Origin of the sequence: Streptomyces sp. NPDC000134 (genome assembly GCF_042899225.1) — a bacterium.
Taxonomy (GTDB): Bacteria; Actinomycetota; Actinomycetes; order Streptomycetales; family Streptomycetaceae; genus Streptomyces.
Genome location: NZ_JBIAZN010000016.1, coordinates 177453 through 197768 on the forward strand (window position 1 = coordinate 177453; position 20316 = coordinate 197768).

At 71.4% G+C, this 20316-nt stretch carries 12 protein-coding genes, 1 tRNA gene, 1 rRNA gene and 1 pseudogene; 2 read left to right on the forward strand and 13 right to left on the reverse strand.

The features are described 5' to 3' along the window. A complete protein-coding gene (locus ACFY32_RS24155; protein WP_359202994.1) occupies positions 1-831 on the forward strand; it encodes a DNA-formamidopyrimidine glycosylase family protein in 831 nt (276 codons plus the stop codon). Positions 832-1078: 247 nt separating this feature from the next. Here ACFY32_RS24155 and ACFY32_RS24160 read toward each other — a convergent pair. The 10 genes and pseudogenes from ACFY32_RS24160 to ACFY32_RS24205 form a co-directional block, all read right to left on the reverse strand. After that, a pseudogene (locus ACFY32_RS24160) lies at positions 1079-1357 on the reverse strand (hypothetical protein); the annotation flags it as partial. A gap of 52 nt (positions 1358-1409) precedes the next feature. Continuing rightward, on the reverse strand, positions 1410-1880 hold the full coding sequence (locus tag ACFY32_RS24165; RefSeq protein WP_390675215.1) for a Dps family protein: 471 nt from the start codon (positions 1878-1880) through the stop codon (positions 1410-1412). 236 nt (positions 1881-2116) lie between these two features. Further along, the gene (locus ACFY32_RS24170; RefSeq protein WP_190205448.1) at positions 2117-2497 is read right to left on the reverse strand and encodes a helix-turn-helix domain-containing protein; all 381 of its coding nucleotides are present in this window, start codon (positions 2495-2497) and stop codon (positions 2117-2119) included. A gap of 109 nt (positions 2498-2606) precedes the next feature. Then, positions 2607-3152 (reverse strand): CinA family protein, encoded by a 546-nt coding sequence (locus tag ACFY32_RS24175; protein WP_390675216.1) that lies wholly within the window; start codon positions 3150-3152, stop codon positions 2607-2609. Next, the gene (pgsA, locus tag ACFY32_RS24180) at positions 3149-4057 is read right to left on the reverse strand and encodes a CDP-diacylglycerol--glycerol-3-phosphate 3-phosphatidyltransferase (RefSeq protein ID WP_390675217.1); all 909 of its coding nucleotides are present in this window, start codon (positions 4055-4057) and stop codon (positions 3149-3151) included. Before pgsA ends, ACFY32_RS24175 begins: the two co-directional genes overlap by 4 nt. Then, positions 4054-5565 (reverse strand): 30S ribosomal protein S12 methylthiotransferase RimO, encoded by a 1512-nt coding sequence (gene rimO / locus ACFY32_RS24185; RefSeq protein ID WP_390675218.1) that lies wholly within the window; start codon positions 5563-5565, stop codon positions 4054-4056. Before rimO ends, pgsA begins: the two co-directional genes overlap by 4 nt. Positions 5566-5658: 93 nt before the next feature. Beyond that, positions 5659-6516, reverse strand: coding sequence for a helix-turn-helix domain-containing protein (locus ACFY32_RS24190; RefSeq protein ID WP_359202975.1), 858 nt, complete (start codon positions 6514-6516; stop codon positions 5659-5661). A gap of 275 nt (positions 6517-6791) precedes the next feature. Beyond that, on the reverse strand, positions 6792-9536 hold the full coding sequence (locus tag ACFY32_RS24195) for a DNA translocase FtsK (RefSeq protein ID WP_390675219.1): 2745 nt from the start codon (positions 9534-9536) through the stop codon (positions 6792-6794). Positions 9537-9678: 142 nt separating this feature from the next. After that, the gene (locus ACFY32_RS24200; protein WP_359202969.1) at positions 9679-10356 is read right to left on the reverse strand and encodes a response regulator; all 678 of its coding nucleotides are present in this window, start codon (positions 10354-10356) and stop codon (positions 9679-9681) included. Between the two features lie 282 nt (positions 10357-10638). Next, on the reverse strand, positions 10639-16125 hold the full coding sequence (locus ACFY32_RS24205; protein WP_359202966.1) for a HAMP domain-containing protein: 5487 nt from the start codon (positions 16123-16125) through the stop codon (positions 10639-10641). A 389-nt stretch (positions 16126-16514) separates the two neighbouring features. On the opposite strand from ACFY32_RS24205, the gene ACFY32_RS24210 reads away from it, so the two are divergent. Continuing rightward, the gene (locus ACFY32_RS24210; protein ID WP_390675220.1) at positions 16515-19262 is read left to right on the forward strand and encodes a SpoIIE family protein phosphatase; all 2748 of its coding nucleotides are present in this window, start codon (positions 16515-16517) and stop codon (positions 19260-19262) included. A 43-nt stretch (positions 19263-19305) separates the two neighbouring features. On the opposite strand, the gene ACFY32_RS24215 is transcribed toward ACFY32_RS24210, so the two are convergent. From ACFY32_RS24215 to rrf, 3 genes are all read right to left on the reverse strand, one after another. Next, a tRNA-Thr gene (locus ACFY32_RS24215) sits at positions 19306-19381 on the reverse strand. 75 nt (positions 19382-19456) lie between these two features. After that, entirely contained in the window at positions 19457-20134 is a 678-nt protein-coding gene (locus ACFY32_RS24220) for a DegT/DnrJ/EryC1/StrS family aminotransferase (RefSeq protein ID WP_390675221.1), read from the reverse strand. 99 nt (positions 20135-20233) lie between these two features. Continuing rightward, positions 20234-20316, reverse strand: a 5S ribosomal RNA gene (gene rrf, locus ACFY32_RS24225); the annotation flags it as partial.

Sequence of the window (20316 nt, forward strand, 5' to 3'; positions counted from 1 at the left end):
ATGCCTGAAGGGGACACGGTCCGGCAGGCCGCGAGGCGACTGCACGACGCCCTCGCGGGCAAGGTGCTCATCCTCACCGACTTCCGCGTGCCCCAGTACGCCACGGTCGACCTCACCGGCCGTGCCGTCCTGGACGTCACGCCCCGGGGCAAGCATCTGCTGACCCGCATCGAGGGCGACGTGACGTTGCACTCGCATCTCCGGATGGACGGCTCATGGAAGGTGTTCGAGCCCGGCCGGCGCTGGAGCGGCGGCGCCGCCCACCAGATCCGCGTCGTCCTCGGCACCGCCGACCGCACCGCCGTCGGCTACCGGCTGCCGGTCCTCGAACTGCTCCGCGGCGCCGAGGAGCAGCGCGCGGTCGGTCATCTCGGCCCCGACCTGCTGGGCCCGGACTGGGACCCCGGCCTGGCCCTGGCGAACGTCCTCGCCGATCCCGCCCGTGCCCTCGGCGAGGCCCTCCTGGACCAGCGCAACCTGGCCGGCATCGGCAACGTGTACAAGAGCGAGCTGTGCTTCCTGCTCGGCGTCACGCCCTGGCTGCCCGCGGGCGACCTGCCGGCCGACCGCGCCACCGCCCTGCCCGTGCTCGCCAAGCGGCTCCTGGAGGCCAACCGCGACCGCCCGGTGCGCAACACCACGGGCCGCCGCGCCCCCGACCTCTTCGTCTACGGCCGCGCCCGGCGCCCCTGCCTGCGCTGCGGCACGCCGATCCGCGTGGCCGACCAGGGCGACGGTTCCCGCGACCGCCCCACGTACTGGTGCCCCACCTGCCAACCGGGCCCGACCCCGCCGCCCCTGCGGCAACAGCGCCCCCGCACGCACAGGTGACCCCTGCCGCTGCCCCTGCCCCTGCCCCTGCCCCTGCCCAGCCCGCCCCCCGCAGGCCGACCGCCCCCGTACACGGTCGGCCTCAGGCTCACTCCCCCGAACCGCCGTCCGGCCCCGCCCGGTACACCCCGGCATCGCCCTCCGACCCCGCCCGGGACGTCCCGGTACCGCCCGCCCGCCCATGCCCGAGGGCATCCGAAGCCCCAGCGTCCCCGTCACCCTCCCCCTCGCCCCCGCTCGCGCCCGCATCCGCCGAAGCCCGCACCACCCCGCCGCGCCCGCCAGCCCGCCAGGCCCTCCGCCACCGTCCCGCCCCCAACGCTCCCGCCGCCCGCTCCCTGGCCACGCAGTGCACCGGCAGCAGGCTCAGTCCCCACCCCCCGGCCGCCATCGCCGCTTCCAGCACCCCCGCCCCCGGCGCCAGGGCGAGCCGCAGCACAGCCCACCACCACACCACTCCGAGCCCCACCACGGCCCCCCGGCCGACGACCGAGCCCACCCCCCGCCCCGCTATTCGCCCCGGCATGCCCCGCCACCCCCGTCCCCCGCCCCCGCGCGCCCCGGGCGGAGAGGCGCCGTCACCCGTTCTCGGCCTGGAACATCCAGTGCTGCTTCTCAAGATCCCCCGTGACCTGGATGAGGACGTCCTGCGTCACGGGATCGGGCTCCCCGGTCGCGTCGATCCGTTCCCGCATCCGGGCGATGACCGCGCCCAGGGCGTCCACGATCGACCCGACCGCCGCCGAGTCGTCGACCCAGCCCTCCGGCGTCACCCCGATCCCGCTGCCGACGGCCACGGTCGCGGCCCGTCCGTCGGGGGAGATGCCGAGCGCGGCGGCGCGTTCGGCCACGGTGTCGGAGTGGGCGCGTGCGGTGCTCACGACCTCGTCGAGCTGGAGGTGCACCGAGCGGAAGCGAGGCCCGACCACGTTCCAGTGGATCTGCTTCGCCACGAGGGCGAGGTCGACCAGGTCGACGAGGGCGCCCTGCAGCGCATCGGACACGGTCGCGAGGTTCGCGTCGGACAACGGGCTCTTGACGACGTACATCAACACCTCCGTCGAGCGGCCCCCCGCACATCCCTCCACGATGACCGCAGCGCCCTCCCCCGGCAAACGCACGGCACGCCCACGCCCCCGGACGACCCGGGCCCCGGAGAACGAAGCCCGCCCGCATGCGAAAACCCCGACCGCACCCCTCCGGCGATCCGGAGGAGCCCCGGCCGGGGCCTGCACACTTCGGTGCCTGGACGTCCGCCCGCATCGGAGCGGGACGGCGGTGTCGCTCAGGCGGCGACGACGTCCACCGCTTCGGCGGGCGCCTTGATCGTCACCCGTTCCGGTGGCACACCGGCCACCGAGACGGAACCCAGCATCGGACGGACCGGTGTGGGCACGGTTTCGCTGGGAGTGGCCGCAGCGGACTGGGCCAGCTCGGCGAGGGCGAGTTCGTCGCTCACTTCCCGCATCAGCTCGGACATCCGTACGTCCAGCGCGTCGCAGATGGCGGAGAGCAGCTCGGAGGAAGCCTCCTTCTGCCCCCGCTCCACCTCGGAGAGATAGCCGAGTGAGACTCGGGCGGACGAGGAGACTTCGCGCAGAGTACGGCCCTGGCGCTGGCGCTGCCGACGCAGCACGTCACCCAGCAGGCGACGGAGCAGAATCATCGGTGGCTCCCTCCTCGGACCGCGTAGCCGCATCCTTCACGCCCCACCGTACCGCCTCGCGCTGCGGCCGTGCGGGGAGCGATGTCGTGTTCACTCAGGGCTGCAAACATCAAAACCCCCCGTTCCGTTCCGTATCCTGTGCCCGCTCATTCCCGGTCTGTTCGCTCGCGATCTCCTCCACGAGAAGTGCGAGTACGCTCCGTACACTCTCCATACGAATTTCCGCGCGGTCGCCGTTCAACCGCAGCGCCTCCACTTTTCCGCCAGAGGCAGAACCGTCCGCCGCCCTCTCGGGGCCGTGCACGGCCACGAAAACGGTACCGACAGGCTGCCCGTCCTGGGGGTCCGGCCCCGCGACGCCGGTCGTCGCGATGCCCCAGTCGGCACCCAGCGCGGTCCGCACGCCGGCCGCCATCTCGGCGGCGACCTGCGGGTCCACCGCGCCCCGTGCCGCCAGCAGCGACGCGTCGACGCCGAGCAGCCGGTGCTTCAGCTCGGTGGCGTAGGCGGTGACCGACCCCCGGAAGACCTTGGAGGCTCCGGGAACCGCGGTGATCTCCGCCGCGACCAGCCCGCCCGTCAGTGACTCGGCTACCGCGACCGTGCCACCCTTCACGGTGAGTAGTCGTACCACGTCGGCGGCCTCGGAACTCAACCTTCCGTCTCCTTCAACACCGCCCTGCGCTCGGCGATTCCCTGCCTGCGCAGCACAATGGCCTGTCTTACATAGTCGAGCCCGGTCGCGACGGTCAGCACGACCGCCGCGGCCATCACCCAGAACCTCAGAGTCGCCAGCGGCCCCGTCAGCGCCAGCACATACATGCCCACGGCCACACCCTGAGTGAGGGTCTTCAGCTTGCCGCCGCGGCTCGCGGGGATGACGCCGTACCGGATGACCAGAAAACGCAGCAGCGTGATCCCGAGTTCCCGGCCGAGGATCACGGCCGTCACCCACCACGGCAGATCGCCCAGGGACGAGAGACAGATGAGCGCCGCGCCCATGATCGCCTTGTCGGCGATGGGGTCGGCGATCTTCCCGAAGTCGGTGACGAGGTTGTAGGTGCGCGCCAGATGGCCGTCGAACAGGTCGGTGATCATGGCGATGGCGAACGCCGCCCAAGCGAACGAGCGCCAGGCCGGGTCGTTTCCGCCGTTGCCCAGCATCAGCGCGACGAACCCCGGCACCAGGACCAGGCGGAGCATGGTCAGGAGGTTCGCGACATTCCAGACGCTGGCCTGGTTGACGGCGGCCGCCGCGATCTTCCCGCCCCGAGGAGCACCCCCGCGCCCCCCGGCGCCGCCCTCACCGGCACCACCGGCCGAGCCCGCGGGACCCATGCCCTCCGACCGCCCCGTACGGTCCATACACTCACCCAGATCGCTCAGCTCACCCAGATCGCTCAGGTCACCCCGGCCACCCGAGCCGCCTCCGTCCCCCAGGTCACCTACGCCTCCCAGAGCACCCAGGTCCCCCCGCTCCACGCCCCCCGCTGCCGGAGGCGGGCCGGCCCTCCGCGCGCCGGAGGAGCCCCCCGCCGCGGACGCCGGTGCTCCGGTCATCTGCCCGCCTCCTCGGTCGACGCGTCCCCGGTCCAGGCGGGCGAGCCCAGGAGGGGCTCGGCCACCAGGTCGACACCTTCCGTGCCGACCACCTTCGCGTCGACCATACGACCGACACCGAGACCTTCGCCGCTCGTGAGCAGGACCTGGCCGTCCGTCTCGGGCGCCTGGTGCGCCGCCCGCCCGTACACACCGTCCTCGTCGTCCACGGACTCCACGAGCACCCGCACGGTCGAGCCGACCCGCTCCTCGGCCCGCTGGGAGACCAGTTCCTCGGCGAGCCGGGAGACCCGCGCGAGCCGCTCGGCGACGACGTCCTCGTCGAGCTTGCCGTCGTAACCGGCCGCCTCGGTGCCCTCCTCGTCGGAGTAGCCGAAGACGCCGATGGCGTCGAGCCGCGCGTGGTTCAGGAACCGCTCCAGCTCGGCGAGGTCGGCCTCGCTCTCGCCGGGGAAGCCGACGATGAAGTTGGAGCGCACACCGGCCTCGGGCGCCTTGCTCCGGATGGTGTCCAGCAGCTCCAGGAAGCGGTCGGTGTCGCCGAAGCGGCGCATCGCGCGCAGCACGTCCGGCGCGGAGTGCTGGAAGGACAGGTCGAAGTACGGGGCGACCTTCGGCGTCGAGGTCAGGACGTCGATCAGTCCCGGGCGCATCTCGGCCGGCTGGAGGTAGCTCACCCGCACCCGCTCGATGCCGTCGACCTCGGCCAGCTCGGGCAGCAGGGACTCCAGCAGGCGGATGTCGCCGAGGTCCTTGCCGTAGGAGGTGTTGTTCTCGGAGACCAGCATGATCTCCTTGACGCCCTGCTCGGCCAGCCACCGCGTCTCGTTCAGCACGTCGCTCGGGCGGCGCGAGATGAAGGAGCCGCGGAAGGAGGGGATGGCGCAGAAGGAACAGCGCCGGTCGCAGCCGGAGGCGAGCTTGACGGAGGCGACCGGGGAGCCGTCCAGCCGGCGGCGCAGCGGGGCGCGCGGCCCGGAGGCCGGGGCGACGCCTTCCGGCAGGTCCGCCGGCGCGGGCCCGGGAAGCTCCACGGGGCCGTGCCCCGGCAGCGCCACGGACGCGCCCGCCTCCTGCCGCTGCGCCGGGGTGATCGGCAGCAGCTTGCGCCGGTCGCGCGGGGTGTGGGCGGCGTGGATGCCGCCGTTCAGGATGGTCTGGAGCCGGTCGGAGATGTCGGCGTAGTCGTCGAAGCCGAGCACGCCGTCGGCCTCGGGGAGGGCCTCGGCGAGTTCCTTGCCGTAGCGCTCGGCCATGCAGCCGACCGCCACGACGGCCTGCGTTCTGCCGTGGCCCTTGAGGTCGTTGGCCTCCAGCAGGGCGTCGACGGAGTCCTTCTTGGCGGCCTCGACGAAGCCGCACGTGTTGACCACGGCGACGTCCGCGTCCTCGGCGTCCTCCACGAGCTGCCAGCCGTCCGCCTCCAGACGGCCTGCGAGCTCCTCCGAGTCCACCTCGTTACGGGCGCAGCCAAGGGTGACGAGTGCGACGGTACGGCGTTCAGGCATGGGCTCAAGACTACTTCGTCCCACGGACACCCCACGTCGACGGGGTTGGCCGGTCCCGGCCGGCCCCGTGCCGCCTCGCCCCTCCCGGGCCCGTTATCCGACCTGCGGGTCGCCCTTGGTGTACGTCAGCCGCTCCACGGCGCCGGGTGCGAAGTCGTCCTCGATCTTCTTGCCGTTGACGTACAGCTCGATCGCCCCGGCGTCGCCGAGGACGAGGTTGATCTCGGTGCTGTCCTGGAAGGTCTGGGACTCGCCCTGTTCGAGGACTCCGTCGAAGAGCTGCTTGCCGTTGTGGTCCTTGGCGGAGATCCAGCTACGGCCGTCGGTGGCGGTGGCCTTGACCGTCACCTTGTCCGCGGGGGCGGCGGCGATGGCGCTGTCGCTCGGGTCGGGCTTGGGGGCGACGGGCTTCTTGGGCTTGGCCGACGCGGACGCGGACGCGGACCGGCTGGCGCTGGCCGTGGGCCCCTCGCCCACGCTGGCCTGGGAGCCGCCGTCGTCGCCGCCCTTGACCAGCGTGAAGCCGACGAAGCCGATCACGACGACGATCGCGGCGACCATGGCCGCGGTCCAGTTCGGCCCGCGCCGCTCGGGACGGATGCGCTCCGCCTCGAACAGAGGTGCGGCCGGGGTCGGCTCGGGACGCCCGCCGTGCGCGGTCTCGAACTGTTCGATCAGCGGGGCGGGGTCGAGTCCGACGGCCCTGGCCAGCGTACGGATGTGCCCGCGTGCGTAGACGTCACCGCCGCAGGGGCCGAAGTCGTCGGCCTCGATGGCGTGCACGATGGCGATCCGGACCCGGGTGGCACTGCTGATGTCGTCGACGGTCAGCCCGGCGGCGATGCGCGCCTGCCGCAGGGCGCGGCCGATGGAGGGGCGGGCTTCCTCGGCGACGTCACGGGACACGTCTTCGAACGGACGCTCGTCTTCAGGGGAGTTGCCGATGGACACGGGGGCGCCTTTCGAGCGGTTGGCCGCCTGTGCTGGACGTTCAGTCTAGGGGGGGTACAAACGGGTGGGGCAACCGGGCGGTCGCACTTTGTACGCCATCGGAATGGCCCGGCAGACCGATGGTGGAGCAGGTGTTCGTCGCTCCGCCCAACTTGACGTACGACGAGGGCAAACGGTTGCCCAAAAACCCCGGCCCAAGAACCCCGCGGACGGGCCCCGCCCGACCGGCCGGTTGTCGCGTCCGGGCCGTCGGGCGGGCGAGGTGTCCCGTTTCCCTACCCTTCAGACTCCCCCCGGATCACCGCCAGCACTCCGTCCAGTTCCTCAGGCTTCACAAGAACGTCACGCGCCTTCGAACCCTCGCTCGGTCCGACGATGTTCCGGGACTCCATGAGGTCCATCAGCCGGCCCGCCTTGGCGAAGCCCACCCGCAGCTTGCGCTGGAGCATGGACGTCGACCCGAACTGCGTGGAGACGACCAGCTCGGCCGCCTGGCACAGCAGGTCCAGGTCGTCGCCGATGTCCTCGTCGATCTCCTTCTTCTGCTTGGTGCCGACCACGACGTCGTCCCGGAAGACGGGCGTCATCTGGTCCTTGCAGTGCTGGACGACGGCCGCGACCTCCTCCTCGGTCACGAAGGCGCCCTGCATACGGGTCGGCTTGTTCGCGCCCATGGGCAGGAACAGGCCGTCGCCCTTGCCGATCAGCTTCTCGGCACCGGGCTGGTCGAGGATGACCCGGGAGTCGGCGAGCGAGGAGGTGGCGAAGGCGAGCCGGGAGGGCACGTTCGCCTTGATCAGACCGGTGACGACGTCCACCGAGGGCCGCTGGGTGGCGAGCACCAGGTGGATGCCGGCCGCACGCGCGAGCTGCGTGATCCGCACGATCGCGTCCTCGACGTCCCGGGGCGCGACCATCATCAGGTCGGCCAGCTCGTCGACGATCACCAGGAGGTACGGGTACGGCTGCAGCTCGCGCTCGCTGCCCTCGGGCGGCTTGACCTTGCCCTCGCGCACCGCGCGGTTGAAGTCGTCGATGTGCCGGTAGCCGTACGCCGCCAGGTCGTCGTAGCGCAGGTCCATCTCGCGGACCACCCACTGGAGGGCCTCGGCGGCCCGCTTGGGGTTGGTGATGATCGGCGTGATCAGGTGCGGGATGCCCTCGTAGGCGGTCAGCTCGACGCGCTTGGGGTCGACCAGGATCATCCGGACGTCCTCGGGGGTCGCCCGCATCATCACCGAGGTGATCAGGCAGTTGATGCACGACGACTTGCCGGACCCGGTGGCGCCGGCGACCAGCATGTGCGGCATCTTCGCCAGCGAGTGCATGACGTACCCGCCCTCGACGTCCTTGCCGAAGGCGACCAGCATCGGGTCGTCGTCCTCGGCGGACTCCGCGAGCCGCAGCACGTCACCGAGGTTGACCATCTCCCGGTCGGTGTTCGGGATCTCGATGCCGACGGCGGACTTGCCGGGGATCGGGCTGATGATCCGGACGTCCGGGCTGGCGACGGCGTACGCGATGTTCTTGGCCAGTGCGGTGATCCGCTCGACCTTCACGGCGGGGCCCAGCTCGACCTCGTACCGCGTGACCGTCGGCCCGCGGGTGAAGCCGGTGACCCGGGCGTCGACCTTGAACTCGGTGAAGACGGTGGTCAGCGCCGCCACTATGGCGTCGTTGGCGGCACTGCGCGCCTTGCCCGGCCCCCCGCGCGTGAGGAGGTCCAGGGACGGCAGCGCGTAGGTGATGTCGCCCGACAACTGGAGCTGCTCCGCACGCGCCGGCAGCTCGCGCTCCTTGGGCGGCGGGCTCTTGGTGAGGTCGGGGACCCCGCTGTCGGCCTCGGTCCGCTCGGGCCGGGCCGCGGGCACCGGCGACGGCGCCGGAGCGCGCGCCGGGGCCGGTGTCGGTGTCGGTGTCGTCGGCTCCCGGTCGCCCGTGCCGACGCCCTGGGTGAGGTCGGCGACCAGCGGCGACGGCGGCATCCCGTGCAGCACGGCCCCGTCCAGCGCGGCGGCCGCGGCGGCGGCCACGTCCACCGCGTCCGGCCCGCCGGGCCGCGCCGCGGCCGGCCGCCTCGCCCGGGTACGGCGCCGGGTCGGTGCCTCCTGCTCGGCGTCCTCGACGTCGTACACCTCGGGCACCGGTCCGCCGCGCCCGCGGGGCCGGGCGGGCAGCGCCTCGCGCCACTGCTCCTCGTACCGCTCGTCGTCGCCCGGCACCTCCTCGAGGACCGGGTCGCGGACCAGCCCGAGCCGCACGCCGAGCAGCCGCAGCCGCTGCGGGATGGCGTTCACCGGCGTGGCGGTCACCACCAGCAGCCCGAACACCGTCAGCAGCACCAGCAGCGGCACGGCCAGCACGTCGGTCATCGTCTTCGACAGCGGCGTCGCCGCCGCCCAGCCGATCAGCCCGCCGGCGTCCCTTATCCCCTGCATGCCGTCGCCGCGTGCGGGCGAGCCGCAGGCGATGTGCACTTGCCCGAGCACCCCGACGACCAGCGCGGACAGGCCGATCACGATCCGGCCGTTGGCCTCGGGCTGCTCCGGGTGCCGGATGAGGCGGACGGCGATGGTGCCGAACAGCAGCGGCGCGAGCAGGTCGAGCCGGCCGAAGGCGCCGGTCACCAGGATCTCGACCAGGTCGCCGACGGGGCCCTCCAGGTCGGCCCAGGTGCCGGCGGCGACGATCAGCGAGATGCCGAGCAGCAGCAGGGCGACGCCGTCCTTGCGGTGGGCCGGGTCGAGGTTCTTCGCGCCCTGTCCTATGCCGCGGAAGACGGCGCCGACGGCGTGCGCGAGGCCCAGCCAGAGGGCGCGTACGAGGCGGTAGACGCCCCCCGTGGGGCTGGCCGCGGGCGCGGGAGCGGGTCTCCTGGCCGGTGCCCTGCGGGCGGGCGCCTTCTTGGCCGGGGCCTTTTTCGCGACGGCCTTCTTCGCGACGGCCTTCCTCGTCGGAGCCTTCGCGGGAGCCGCTTTCTTCGCGGGCTGCTTCTTGGCTGCGGAGGGACGTGAGGCCATAGGTGTGAGGTTACCGGTGGAGACAGCGTCGGACACGTGCGCCCACTGCTTCACCCGTTCGTGTCGCCCTCGGAGGGGAGCGGAACTGACGCGCCCGCGGCGCCCGCTGACGCGGCCTCACGGCCACGCCCGGGTACGGGCCTCAGGTGATCGCGGCCCGGCCGCCGGAGGTGCCCGGCTCCAGCGCGTCCAGCGCCCGCCGCAGTCCGGTGAGCTTGCGCTCCAGATGGGCGGCCGTGGCCACCGCCGCCGCGTCCGTCGATTCGTCGTTGAGCTGCTTGGACAGCGCCTCGGCCTGCTCCTCGACGGCCGCCAGTCTGGCCGACAGCTCGGCGAGCAGCCCCGCCGACTCCTTGACCTGGCCGCCGTCGTCCTTGTGCGCGGAGCCCTCCAACTGGAGCCGCAGCAGGGCCGCCTGCTCCCGCAGTTGGCAGTTCTTCATGTAGAGCTCGACGAAGACGGAGACCTTCGCGCGCAGCACCCACGGGTCGAACGGCTTGGAGATGTAGTCCACCGCGCCCGCCGCGTACCCGCGGAAGGTGTGGTGCGGGCCGTGATTGATCGCGGTGAGGAAGATGATCGGGATGTCCCGGGTGCGCTCCCGCCGCTTGATGTGCGCGGCGGTCTCGAAACCGTCCATACCCGGCATCTGGACGTCCAGCAGAATGACCGCGAAGTCGTCCGTGAGCAGTGCTTTGAGCGCTTCCTCCCCGGACGATGCCCGCACCAGCGTCTGATCGAGCGCCGAGAGGATCGCCTCCAGCGCCAGCAGATTCTCCGGCCGGTCATCGACCAGGAGGATCTTGGCCTTCTGCACCATGGCCCGCCCTCCTCGCCCCGGCGTGGGGCCTCCCCTGTCCGCAGGACTTGGGGAAGCACCGGCGGGTGCCACCCCAGGGGACGACTCCCTTGCGCCGCCCGTCCTTGTGCCGGTCATCGTAGCCGCACCCCGCCGGTCACCACACCCTGTCACCGTGATGTCACTGTGCACGTAGCAGAAACGCAGCGGCGGAACAGAAAGTTCCCCGAATCCCGCACTTCTACACGGCTTCGCGCACACTGCGTCAGCAACTCCGCGCGAACACCGGGCGTTCCCGCCACCTCACACCCCCCGCATCCACTGCTCCATGACCGTCAGCAGGTGATCGGGGTCGACGGGCTTGGTGACGTAGTCGGAAGCGCCCGACTCGATCGCCTTCTCCCGGTCGCCCTTCATCGCCTTGGCGGTCAGCGCGATGATCGGCAGCCCGGCGAACTGCGGCATCCGGCGGATCGCCGTGGTCGTGGCGTAACCGTCCATCTCGGGCATCATGATGTCCATCAGGACGACCGCCACGTCCTCGTGCTGCTCCAGCACCTCGATGCCCTCCCGCCCGTTCTCGGCGTAGAGCACGGACAGGCCGTGCTGCTCCAGGACGCTGGTGAGCGCGAACACGTTGCGGATGTCGTCGTCGACGATCAGCACCTTCTCGCCGCCGAACCGGATGCCCCGCTGCGCCTGCGCGAGCGGTTCCTGGAGCGCGGCGGGCGGCCACTGCTCCTGCCGCTCGGCCCGCGGTTCGGCCCCCGGCAGGGCCCGCCGGCGGCGCCGGAACAGCGCGGCGGCGCCGTTCTGCGTCTCCTGGTACGACTTCACCTCGGCCGGCGTCTCGATCTGCACGTCCGCCTCCCCGCCCCGGTCGGGGGCGTCGCCCGCGGAGGCCACCAGGTCGCCGGCCTCCAGCGCGGCCACCGGCTGCTGGTAGCCCTGCGGCGGCAGTTCGCTCAGGTGCAGCGGCAGGTACAGGGTGAACGTCGAGCCGCGGCCGGGCTCGCTCTGCGCGTGGATCTCACCGCCCAGGAGCTGCGCGATCTCCCGCGAGATGGACAGCCCCAGGCCCGTACCGCCGTACTTGCGGCTGGTGGTGCCGTCGGCCTGCTTGAACGCCTCGAAGATCACCCGCATCTTGCTGGCCGCGATCCCGATGCCGGTGTCGGTCACCGAGAACGCGATCAGGTCCGCGGCCGGGTCGGTCAGCGAACCGGCCTCCAGCAACTGCTCGCGGATCTTCTGCGGCACGTCGTCCCGGGCCGGCCGGATCACCAGCTCCACCGAGCCGGAGTCGGTGAACTTCACCGCGTTGGACAGCAGGTTGCGCAGCACCTGGAGCAGCCGCTGCTCGTCGGTGTGCAGCGTGGCGGGCAGCTCCGGCGAGACCCGCACCGACAGGTCCAGGCCCTTCTCGGCGGTGAGCGGCCGGAAGGTGGCCTCCACGTAGTCGACGAGCTGGACCAGCGCGATCCGGGTCGGCGAGACGTCCATCTTGCCCGCCTCGACCTTGGACAGGTCCAGGATGTCGTTGATGAGCTGGAGCAGGTCGGAGCCGGCCCCGTGGATGGTCTCGGCGAACTCGACCTGCTTCGGGGAGAGGTTCCCCTCGGCGTTGTCGGCGAGCAACTTGGCCAGGATCAGCAGCGAGTTCAGCGGCGTACGCAGCTCGTGCGACATGTTGGCGAGGAACTCGCTCTTGTAGCGCATCGACACCGCGAGCTGCTCGGCGCGCTCCTCCAGCACCTGCCGCGCCTCCTCGATCTCGGTGTTCTTCACCTCGATGTCCCGGTTCTGCTGGGCCAGCAGCTCGGCCTTCTCCTCCAGTTCGGCGTTGGACGCCTGGAGGGCCTTCTGCCGCTGCTCCAGTTCGGCCGACCGCTCCCGCAGTTGCTCGGTCAGCTCCTGCGACTGCTTCAGCAGCACCTCGGTCTTGGTGTTGACCGAGATGGTGTTGACGCTGGTCGCGATCATCTCGGCGATCTGGTTGAGGAAGTCCTTCTGGATCTGCGTGAACGGCGTGAACGACGCCAGCTCGATGACGCCGAGCACCTTGCCCTCGAACAGCACCGGCAGCACGATCACCTGGGCGGGCGGCGCCTCCCCGAGCCCGGAGGAGATCTTCAGATAGCCGCTGGGCGCGTTCTCCACCAGGATCGTGCGCTTCTCCTTCGCGGCCGTCCCGACCAGCGCCTCGCCCGGCCGGAACGAGGTCGGCATGGACCCCATCGAGTAGCCGTACGAACCCAGCATCCGCAGCTCGTACTGGTCGTCCGCCGCGGCGCCCTGCTCCTGGCCGTCGAGCAGCGGCAGCGCCAGGAAGAACGCGCCGTGCTGGGCGGAGACCACCGGGGTCAGCTCGCTCATGATCAGCGAGGCGACGTCCTGGAGGTCGCGGCGGCCCTGCATCAGCGCGGAGATCCGGGCGAGGTTGCCCTTGAGCCAGTCCTGCTCCTTGTTGGCGATCGTGGTGTCGCGCAGGTTGGCGATCATCTTGTTGATGTAGTCCTGGAGTTCCTGGATCTCGCCGGACGCGTCCACGTCGATCTTCAGGTTCAGGTCGCCGCGGGTCACCGCGGTCGCCACCCGCGCGATGGCCCGTACCTGCCGGGTCAGGTTCCCGGCCATCTCGTTCACCGACTCGGTCAGGTCCCGCCAGGTGCCGTCGACGTCACGCACGCGGGCCTGCCCGCCGAGCTGCCCCTCGGTGCCCACCTCGCGGGCGACCCGGGTGACCTCCTCGGCGAACGACGACAACTGGTCGACCATCGTGTTGATGGTCGTCTTCAGCTCCAGGATCTCCCCGCGTGCGTCGATGTCGATCTTCTTGGTGAGGTCGCCCTTGGCGATGGCGGTCGTCACCATGGCGATGTTGCGCACCTGACCGGTCAGGTTGGACGCCATCTGGTTCACCGACTCGGTGAGGTCCTTCCAGGTGCCGGCCACGCCCGGGACGTGCGCCTGCCCGCCCAGGATGCCGTCCGTGCCCACCTCCCGGGCCACCTTGGTGACCTGGTCGGCGAAGGAACTCAGCGTCTTCACCATGGTGTTGAACGTTTCGGCGAGCTGCGCGACCTCGCCGCGCGCCTCGATCGTCACCGTCCGGGTCAGATCGCCGTTGGCGACGGCGGCGGCGACCTGCGAGATGTTCCGCACCTGGACGGTGAGGTTCTTCGCCATCAGGTTGACGTTGTCGCTGAGGTCCTTCCAGATCCCCACCACACCCGGCACGTGCGCCTGCCCGCCGAGGATGCCCTCCGTGCCCACCTCGCGGGCCACGCGCGTGACCTGCTCGGCGAAGGAGGACAACTGGTCGACCATCGTGTTGACGGTGGTGACCAGCTCCAGGATCTCGCCCTTGGCGTCGACGGTGATCTTCTTCGACAGGTCGCCCTTGGCGACGGCCGTCGTCACCTCGGCGATGTTGCGCACCTGCATGGTCAGGTTGTTGGCCATGCCGTTCACGGACTGCGTGAGGTCCTTCCAGGTGCCCGAGACGCCCTGCACCTCGGCCTGCCCGCCGAGGATGCCCTCGGTGCCCACCTCGCGGGCCACGCGCGTGACCTCCTGGGCGAACGACGACAACTGGTCGACCATCGTGTTCAGGGTGTTCTTCAGCTCCAGGATCTCCCCGCGGGCGTCCACGGTGATCTTCTGGGAGAGGTCACCGCGGGCGACCGCGGTCGCCACCTGCGCGATGTTGCGCACCTGCGCGGTGAGGTTCCCCGCCATGCCGTTCACCGAGTCGGTGAGGTCGCGCCACACGCCCGCCACGCCCGGCACCTGCGCCTGGCCGCCGAGCCGGCCCTCGGTGCCCACCTCGCGGGCGACCCGGGTCACCTGCTCGGCGAACGACGACAACTGGTCGACCATCGTGTTGATGGTGTTCTTCAGCTCCAGGATCTCCCCGCGGGCGTCCACGTCGATCTTCTGCGACAGATCGCCGCGCGCCACGGCCGTCGTCACCTGGGCGATCTGCCGCACCTGGGACGTGAGGTTCCCGGCCATGAAGTTGACGGAGTCGGTCAGCTCCTTCCACGTACCGGACACGCCGTCCACGCGGGCCTGGCCGCCGAGCCGGCCCTCGGTGCCCACGTCCCGGGCCATCCGCGTGACCTGGTCGGCGAAGCTGGAGAGCTGGTCCACCATGGTGTTCACGGTGTTCTTGAGCTGGAGCATCTCCCCGGAGACGTCCACGGTGACCTTCTGCGACAGATCCCCGTTGGCGACCGCCGTCGTCACCTGGGCGATGTTGCGCACCTGCCCGGTCAGGTTCCGGAACGCCGTGTTGACGGAGTCCGTGAGGTCCTTCCAGGTCCCCGCCGCCCCCGGCACCTGGGCCTGCCCGCCCAGCTCGCCCTCGACACCGACCTCGCGCGCCACCCGCGTCACCTCGGCACCGAACGCGGAGAGCTGGTCGACCATCGTGTTGACGGTGTTCTTCAGCTCCAGCATCTCGCCGGCCACGTCCACGGTGACCTTCTGCGACAGATCCCCGTTGGCGACCGCCGTGGTCACCGCGGCGATGTCCCGCACCTGCGTGGTCAGGTTCCGGAAGACGGTGTTGACCGAGTCCGTCAGGTCCTTCCAGGTCCCCGCCGCGCCCGGCACGTTCGCCTGGCCGCCGAGCTGCCCCTCGGCACCGACCTCGTTGGCCACGCGCGTGACCTCGTCGGCGAAGATCCGCAGCGTCTCGGTCATCTGGTTGATCGTCTCGGCCAACTGCGCGACCTCGCCGCGGGCCGGCACGGTCACCTTCCGCGACAGGTCACCACTGGCGACCGCCGTCGTCACCTCGGCGATCCCGCGCACCTGGGCGGTCAGGTTCCCGGCCATCGTGTTGACCGAGTCCGTCAGTTCCTTCCACACGCCGGCCACGCCGGGCACCCGGGCCTGCCCGCCCAGCGCGCCCTCGGTGCCCACCTCGCGGGCGACGCGCGTCACCTCGGAGGAGAACGCCGAGAGCTGGTCGACCATCGTATTGACGGTGTTCTTCAGCTCCAGCATCTCGCCGGCCACATGGACCGTGACCTTCCGCGACAGATCGCCCTTGGCGACCGCCGTCGTCACCAGCGCGATGTCCCGCACCTGAGCCGTCAGCCGGTACGCCATCGTGTTGACGGAGTCCGTGAGGTCCTTCCACGAACCCGACATCCCGCGCACCCGGGCCTGACCGCCCAGCTTGCCCTCGGTGCCCACCTCACTGGCCACGCGCGTGACCTCGTCGGTGAACGTCGACAACTGGTCGACCAGGTTGTTCACCGTCCGCCCGACCTTCAGGAACTCCCCGCGCAACGGCTGCCCGGACCCCTCGGCCAACTGGGTCCGCAGCTCCATCCGGGGCGAGAGATCACCCTCGGCCACCGCCGACAGCACCCGGCTGACCTCGGAGACCGGCCGTGCCAGGTCGTCCACCAGCGCGTTGCAGTTGTCGACGGCGGTCGCCCAGGACCCCTCGCAGGCCCCGGTCTCCAGCCGCTCCGTGAGCTTTCCCTCGCGCCCGACCATCCGCCGGACCCGGGCCAGCTCGCCCGTCAGATGCAGATTGCGGTCGGCCACCTCGTTGAAGACCGCCGCGATCTCCGACATCACGCCGTCGCCGGACACCGTGAGCCGCTTGCGGAAGTTCCCGTCCCGCATCGAGACCAGGGCCGCCAGCAGCCGGTTCAGGGACGCCGTGTCCACCGCAGTGGTCCCATTGCGCTTCCCGCCCTGATCGTTCGGGGACTGTCCGCCCTTCGCGCGCGTCTTCGTGCTCCGCGCCGCTGCGCCAGACTCCACTGTGTCCCTCCCGCAGGGGTCGACCATCGTGCCGTGCCCGGGTCCTACTGCTCGACGTACCGGTTACCGCCGGGTATGTCCGTGCTGTCGCGCTGTCCCGTGCCGGTCCGCCGGACCTCTAGGGGCTGCTGCCCGCCGTACGCGGTCAACACCTGGTCCCATCGGACCTTCACAGGAAGCCTGCCCAGTGTTTCACCCCGGCCGAACCAGGCCATAACAGTTCGGCAGCTTCGCACATCGTCCGCACACCCTCGGGCGGAAACACTGCAGACCGGCATCCGCATGGACCGCGAAGGTAAGTAACCTTGCATGCGGCTGTCCAGCCACGCCGGTCCGTCCGGCCTGGGCGGTGGCACGAAACGAGCGGGCACAGAGGGGCGGCCGGACACATGACCACCGGACTGGTGCCGGGGGGACAGCCCCCGGACCCGCAGCCGGCGGGCGGCATGCCGCAGCAGCGGCGGCAGCTTCCCGACGAGACGGGCCTGCACGGAGAAAGAGGGTCGAGGAGTTCCGTGATCACCGCGCGCGCGGCCGCCAGCTTCGAGCCCGTCGGGCGATCGGTCGCGAGCGCGCGCTCCTTCGTCCGGGACACCCTCCAGGGCTGGGGCTACGCCGACATCGTCGACGACGCCGTGGTGCTCACCAGCGAGCTGGTCACCAATGCCGTGGTGCACGCCGGCACCTCCGCCGACGTGGTCTGCCTGCGCACCGAGGAAGGCGTACGGATCGAGGTCGCCGACCGCTACCCGGAGCGCGAGGTCCCGCTCCAGGGCTCGCTCGCCGACATGGGCAGCCCGGACCGCGAGGGCGGACGCGGCCTCCAGCTCTGCGCGGCCCTGGCCGGCCGCTGGGGCGTGGACTACACGCCGACGCACAAGACCGTCTGGTTCCATCTCGACCTGCCCGAACGCCCGGTCGGCACCCGTTCCGCCGGCCCCTGCCTCCCCGCCGAGCTGCTGCCGCTCGCCGACGGCCGCGTCCGCGTGGCCGTCGTCCAGATCGACCGGGTCGGCGCGATCACCGCCTGGAACGAGGACGCCGAGGAACTCTTCGGCTACCCGGCCGAGCAGGTCGTCGGCAAGCCGCTCATCGACCTCGCCGCCTGGCCGCACACCCCGGGCACCAGCACCGGCATCGTCGAGGCACTCCAGCTCTCCCGCTGGGAGGGCAGCTACGGCATCCGCGGCGCCCACGGCCGCGTCACCCCGGTGTACGCCTCCCACCTCCGGGTCCGCGACACCGGCGGCGAGCCCTCCACGGTCTGCCTCCTGGTCCGCGACCACGAACGGGCGGTGCTGCAGTCCCCGACCCGCGTGCCGGCCGACACCGGCGCCGCCGAGGGCCAGAGCACCGACCCCTTCGAGGTCTTCATCGGCTCCCCCGCCCCGGACGACCTCGACGGCCTCCTCCAGCGCACGGTCGAACGCGCCCGCGACATGCTCGACGCCGACGCCGCCTTCCTGCTGCTGGCCACCGACGACGAGACGGAGCTGGAGGTCCGCGCCTCCACCGGCCTGCCCTCCGCCCGCCAGCGCTTCGCCCGCGTCCCCGTCGAGGCCGGTCCCGGCCGCTACGGCTCCGCCCGGATGCCCGCCGTCCACGACGACCTGACGGCCGTACCGGGCGCCGTACCCCTCCTCAACGGCACCGGGATGCGCTCGGTCGTCACCGTCCCGCTCAAGGTCGAGGGCCGCCTCACCGGCTCGCTCGGCGTCGCCGCGGAGGCCCCGGCCCGCTACTCCAACGAGGAGGCGCTGCGCCTGCAGTTCGCGGCCGACCGCATCGCCCTGGCCGTCGAGTCGGCCCGGCTCGGCGAGCTGGAGCGGCTGCGCCGCGGCTCGCTCAGCTTCCTCGTCGAGGCGTCCGACCTGCTCGCGGGCACCCTGGACCGCGACCAGACCCTCGCCCTGATGGCCCAGATGACGGTCCCGACGCTGGCCACCTGGTGTGCCGTCTACACCATCGCGGACCAGGCTTCGGACCCCGACCTGTCGTACGTCCTGCACGAGGACGAGGAACTGATCGACGGCATCAAGTCCCTGCTGTCCAAGGTCCCCCCGCCCGACCCGGTCCCGACGCCGGGCGCCCGGGTCTGGACGGCTCCCGGCGAGGTCGCCCACCAGGCGGCGCTGCGCTCCTCCATGCGCAGCCTCGGCCTGAGCGGCAACACCACCCACCAGGTGACGTCGGGCATCGGCCCGACCCTGGCCACGGCCGCCGCGGTCGGCGGCGAGACCGTGGTGCTGCCCCTGGTCGCCCGCAACCGCGTCATCGGCATGCTCACCCTCGGCAAGCCCGCCGACGAGCACTTCCGCCAGGAGATCCTGGAACTCGCCGAGGACCTCTCCCGCCGCGCCGCCCTGGCCCTGGACAACGCCCGCCTGTACTCGGAGCGCACGGCCATCAGCCAGTCCCTCCAGCGCAGCCTGCTGCCCCCGGAGCTGCCGCAGATCCAGGGCGTCGAGGTTGAGGTCATCTACCGAGCGGCCGGCGAGGGCAACGAGGTCGGCGGTGACTTCTACGACCTCTTCCCCATCCACGACGGCGCCTACGGCTTCGCCATCGGCGACGTCTGCGGTACGGGCCCGAACGCGGCGGCGGTCACGGGCCTGGCCCGGCACGCCCTGCGTCTGCTGGCCCGCGAGGGGCTGAGCGGCCCGGCGGTCCTGGAGCGCCTGAACTCGGCCATCCTGGACGAGGGCGCCCGCAGCCGCTTCCTCACCCTCCTCTACGGCGAGCTGCGCCCCCAGGAGGACGGCAGCGCCGAACTGAAGGTCGTCTGCGCCGGTCACCCCCTGCCGCTCCGCCTCCGCCAGGACGGCACGGTCGAACCGGCGGCCGAACCGCAGCCCCTCCTCGGTGTCATCGAGGACCTGGAGCTGTACGAGCAGACGGTCACCCTCGATCCGGGTGACGTCCTGCTCTGTGTCACGGACGGCGTGACCGAACGCCGGGAGGGCGCCCGCATGCTGGGCGACGACGGCCTGGCCGACGTCCTCACGACCTGCACGGGCCTCACGGCCGGCGCGGTGGCGGCCCGCATCATGCGCGCGGTGGAGCGTTTCGCCTCGGACGCCCCGTCCGACGACATGGCGATCCTGGCGATGCGCGTCCCGGAGCCGCACCGGGACTAGGACAGCACAAAGGCCCCGCCCGAATGGGCGGGGCCTTTTCTTGTGGAGCCCCCAAACGGAATCGAACCGTTGACCTTCTCCTTACCATGGAGACGCTCTGCCGACTGAGCTATAGGGGCCGGTCACTTTTCGAGGTTTCCCTCGCGGCAACGGAATAGATCATACCCCGAACACAGCCGTGCTCCCAACCACGCTCAGAAGGCCGGCTGGAGCAGTCCGCCGAGCGCATTGCACGCGGACACGATCCGCTGCATGTCCCTTTTGGTCAGAGCGGCGTCGACCGGCAGCGCGAGCGTTTCATGAGCGGCCCGCTCGGTCTCCGGCAATGCCACACAGCGCCGGAAATCCGGCATCCGGTGCACCGGCGTCTTCACCGGCACCCGGCAGTCCACCCCCCGGGCCCGCACCGCCCGCGCGAACGCGTCCCGGTCCGGCCGCCCGTTCCCGGGCACCCGCACCACGTACTGCTGATAGGTGTGCCCGTTCCCGCCGTCGGGCGTGCGCACCCCCCGCAGCCGGGCATCGAGGTAGCCGGCCCGCTGCCGCCGCTGTGCGATCTCGTCGTACGGCGCCTCGGACTCCCCTTCCTGCAACACCAGCAGTCCGCGCCGGTGCCCGATATCGAGCAGCCGCCGCATGTCCGCCGGCCGCCCGAACCGGTGTACGGCGACCAGGGCGGCGGTCCGCGGCCCCACCGCGGCCTCGACGGCGGACGGGTCGAGGCAGTACGTCGCCGGGTCTATGTCCGCGAACACCGGCAGCGCCCCGGCCAGGACGACGGCCTCGGCGACTTCCGCGTTCCCGAAGGCCGGCACGATGACCTCGTCACCGACTCCGACACCTGCGGCCCTCAGCATCGCTGCAGTACCCATGGTGGGGATGGTGGTTGCGCTACGTGAACACCAAGTAACAAAAAATAAAAAAGGGTTGGACCCGGAACGAAAATCCCGGGTCCAACCCTTTGAATAATTGTTCGGCGGCGTCCTACTCTCCCACAGGGTCCCCCCTGCAGTACCATCGGCGCTGTAAGGCTTAGCTTCCGGGTTCGGAATGT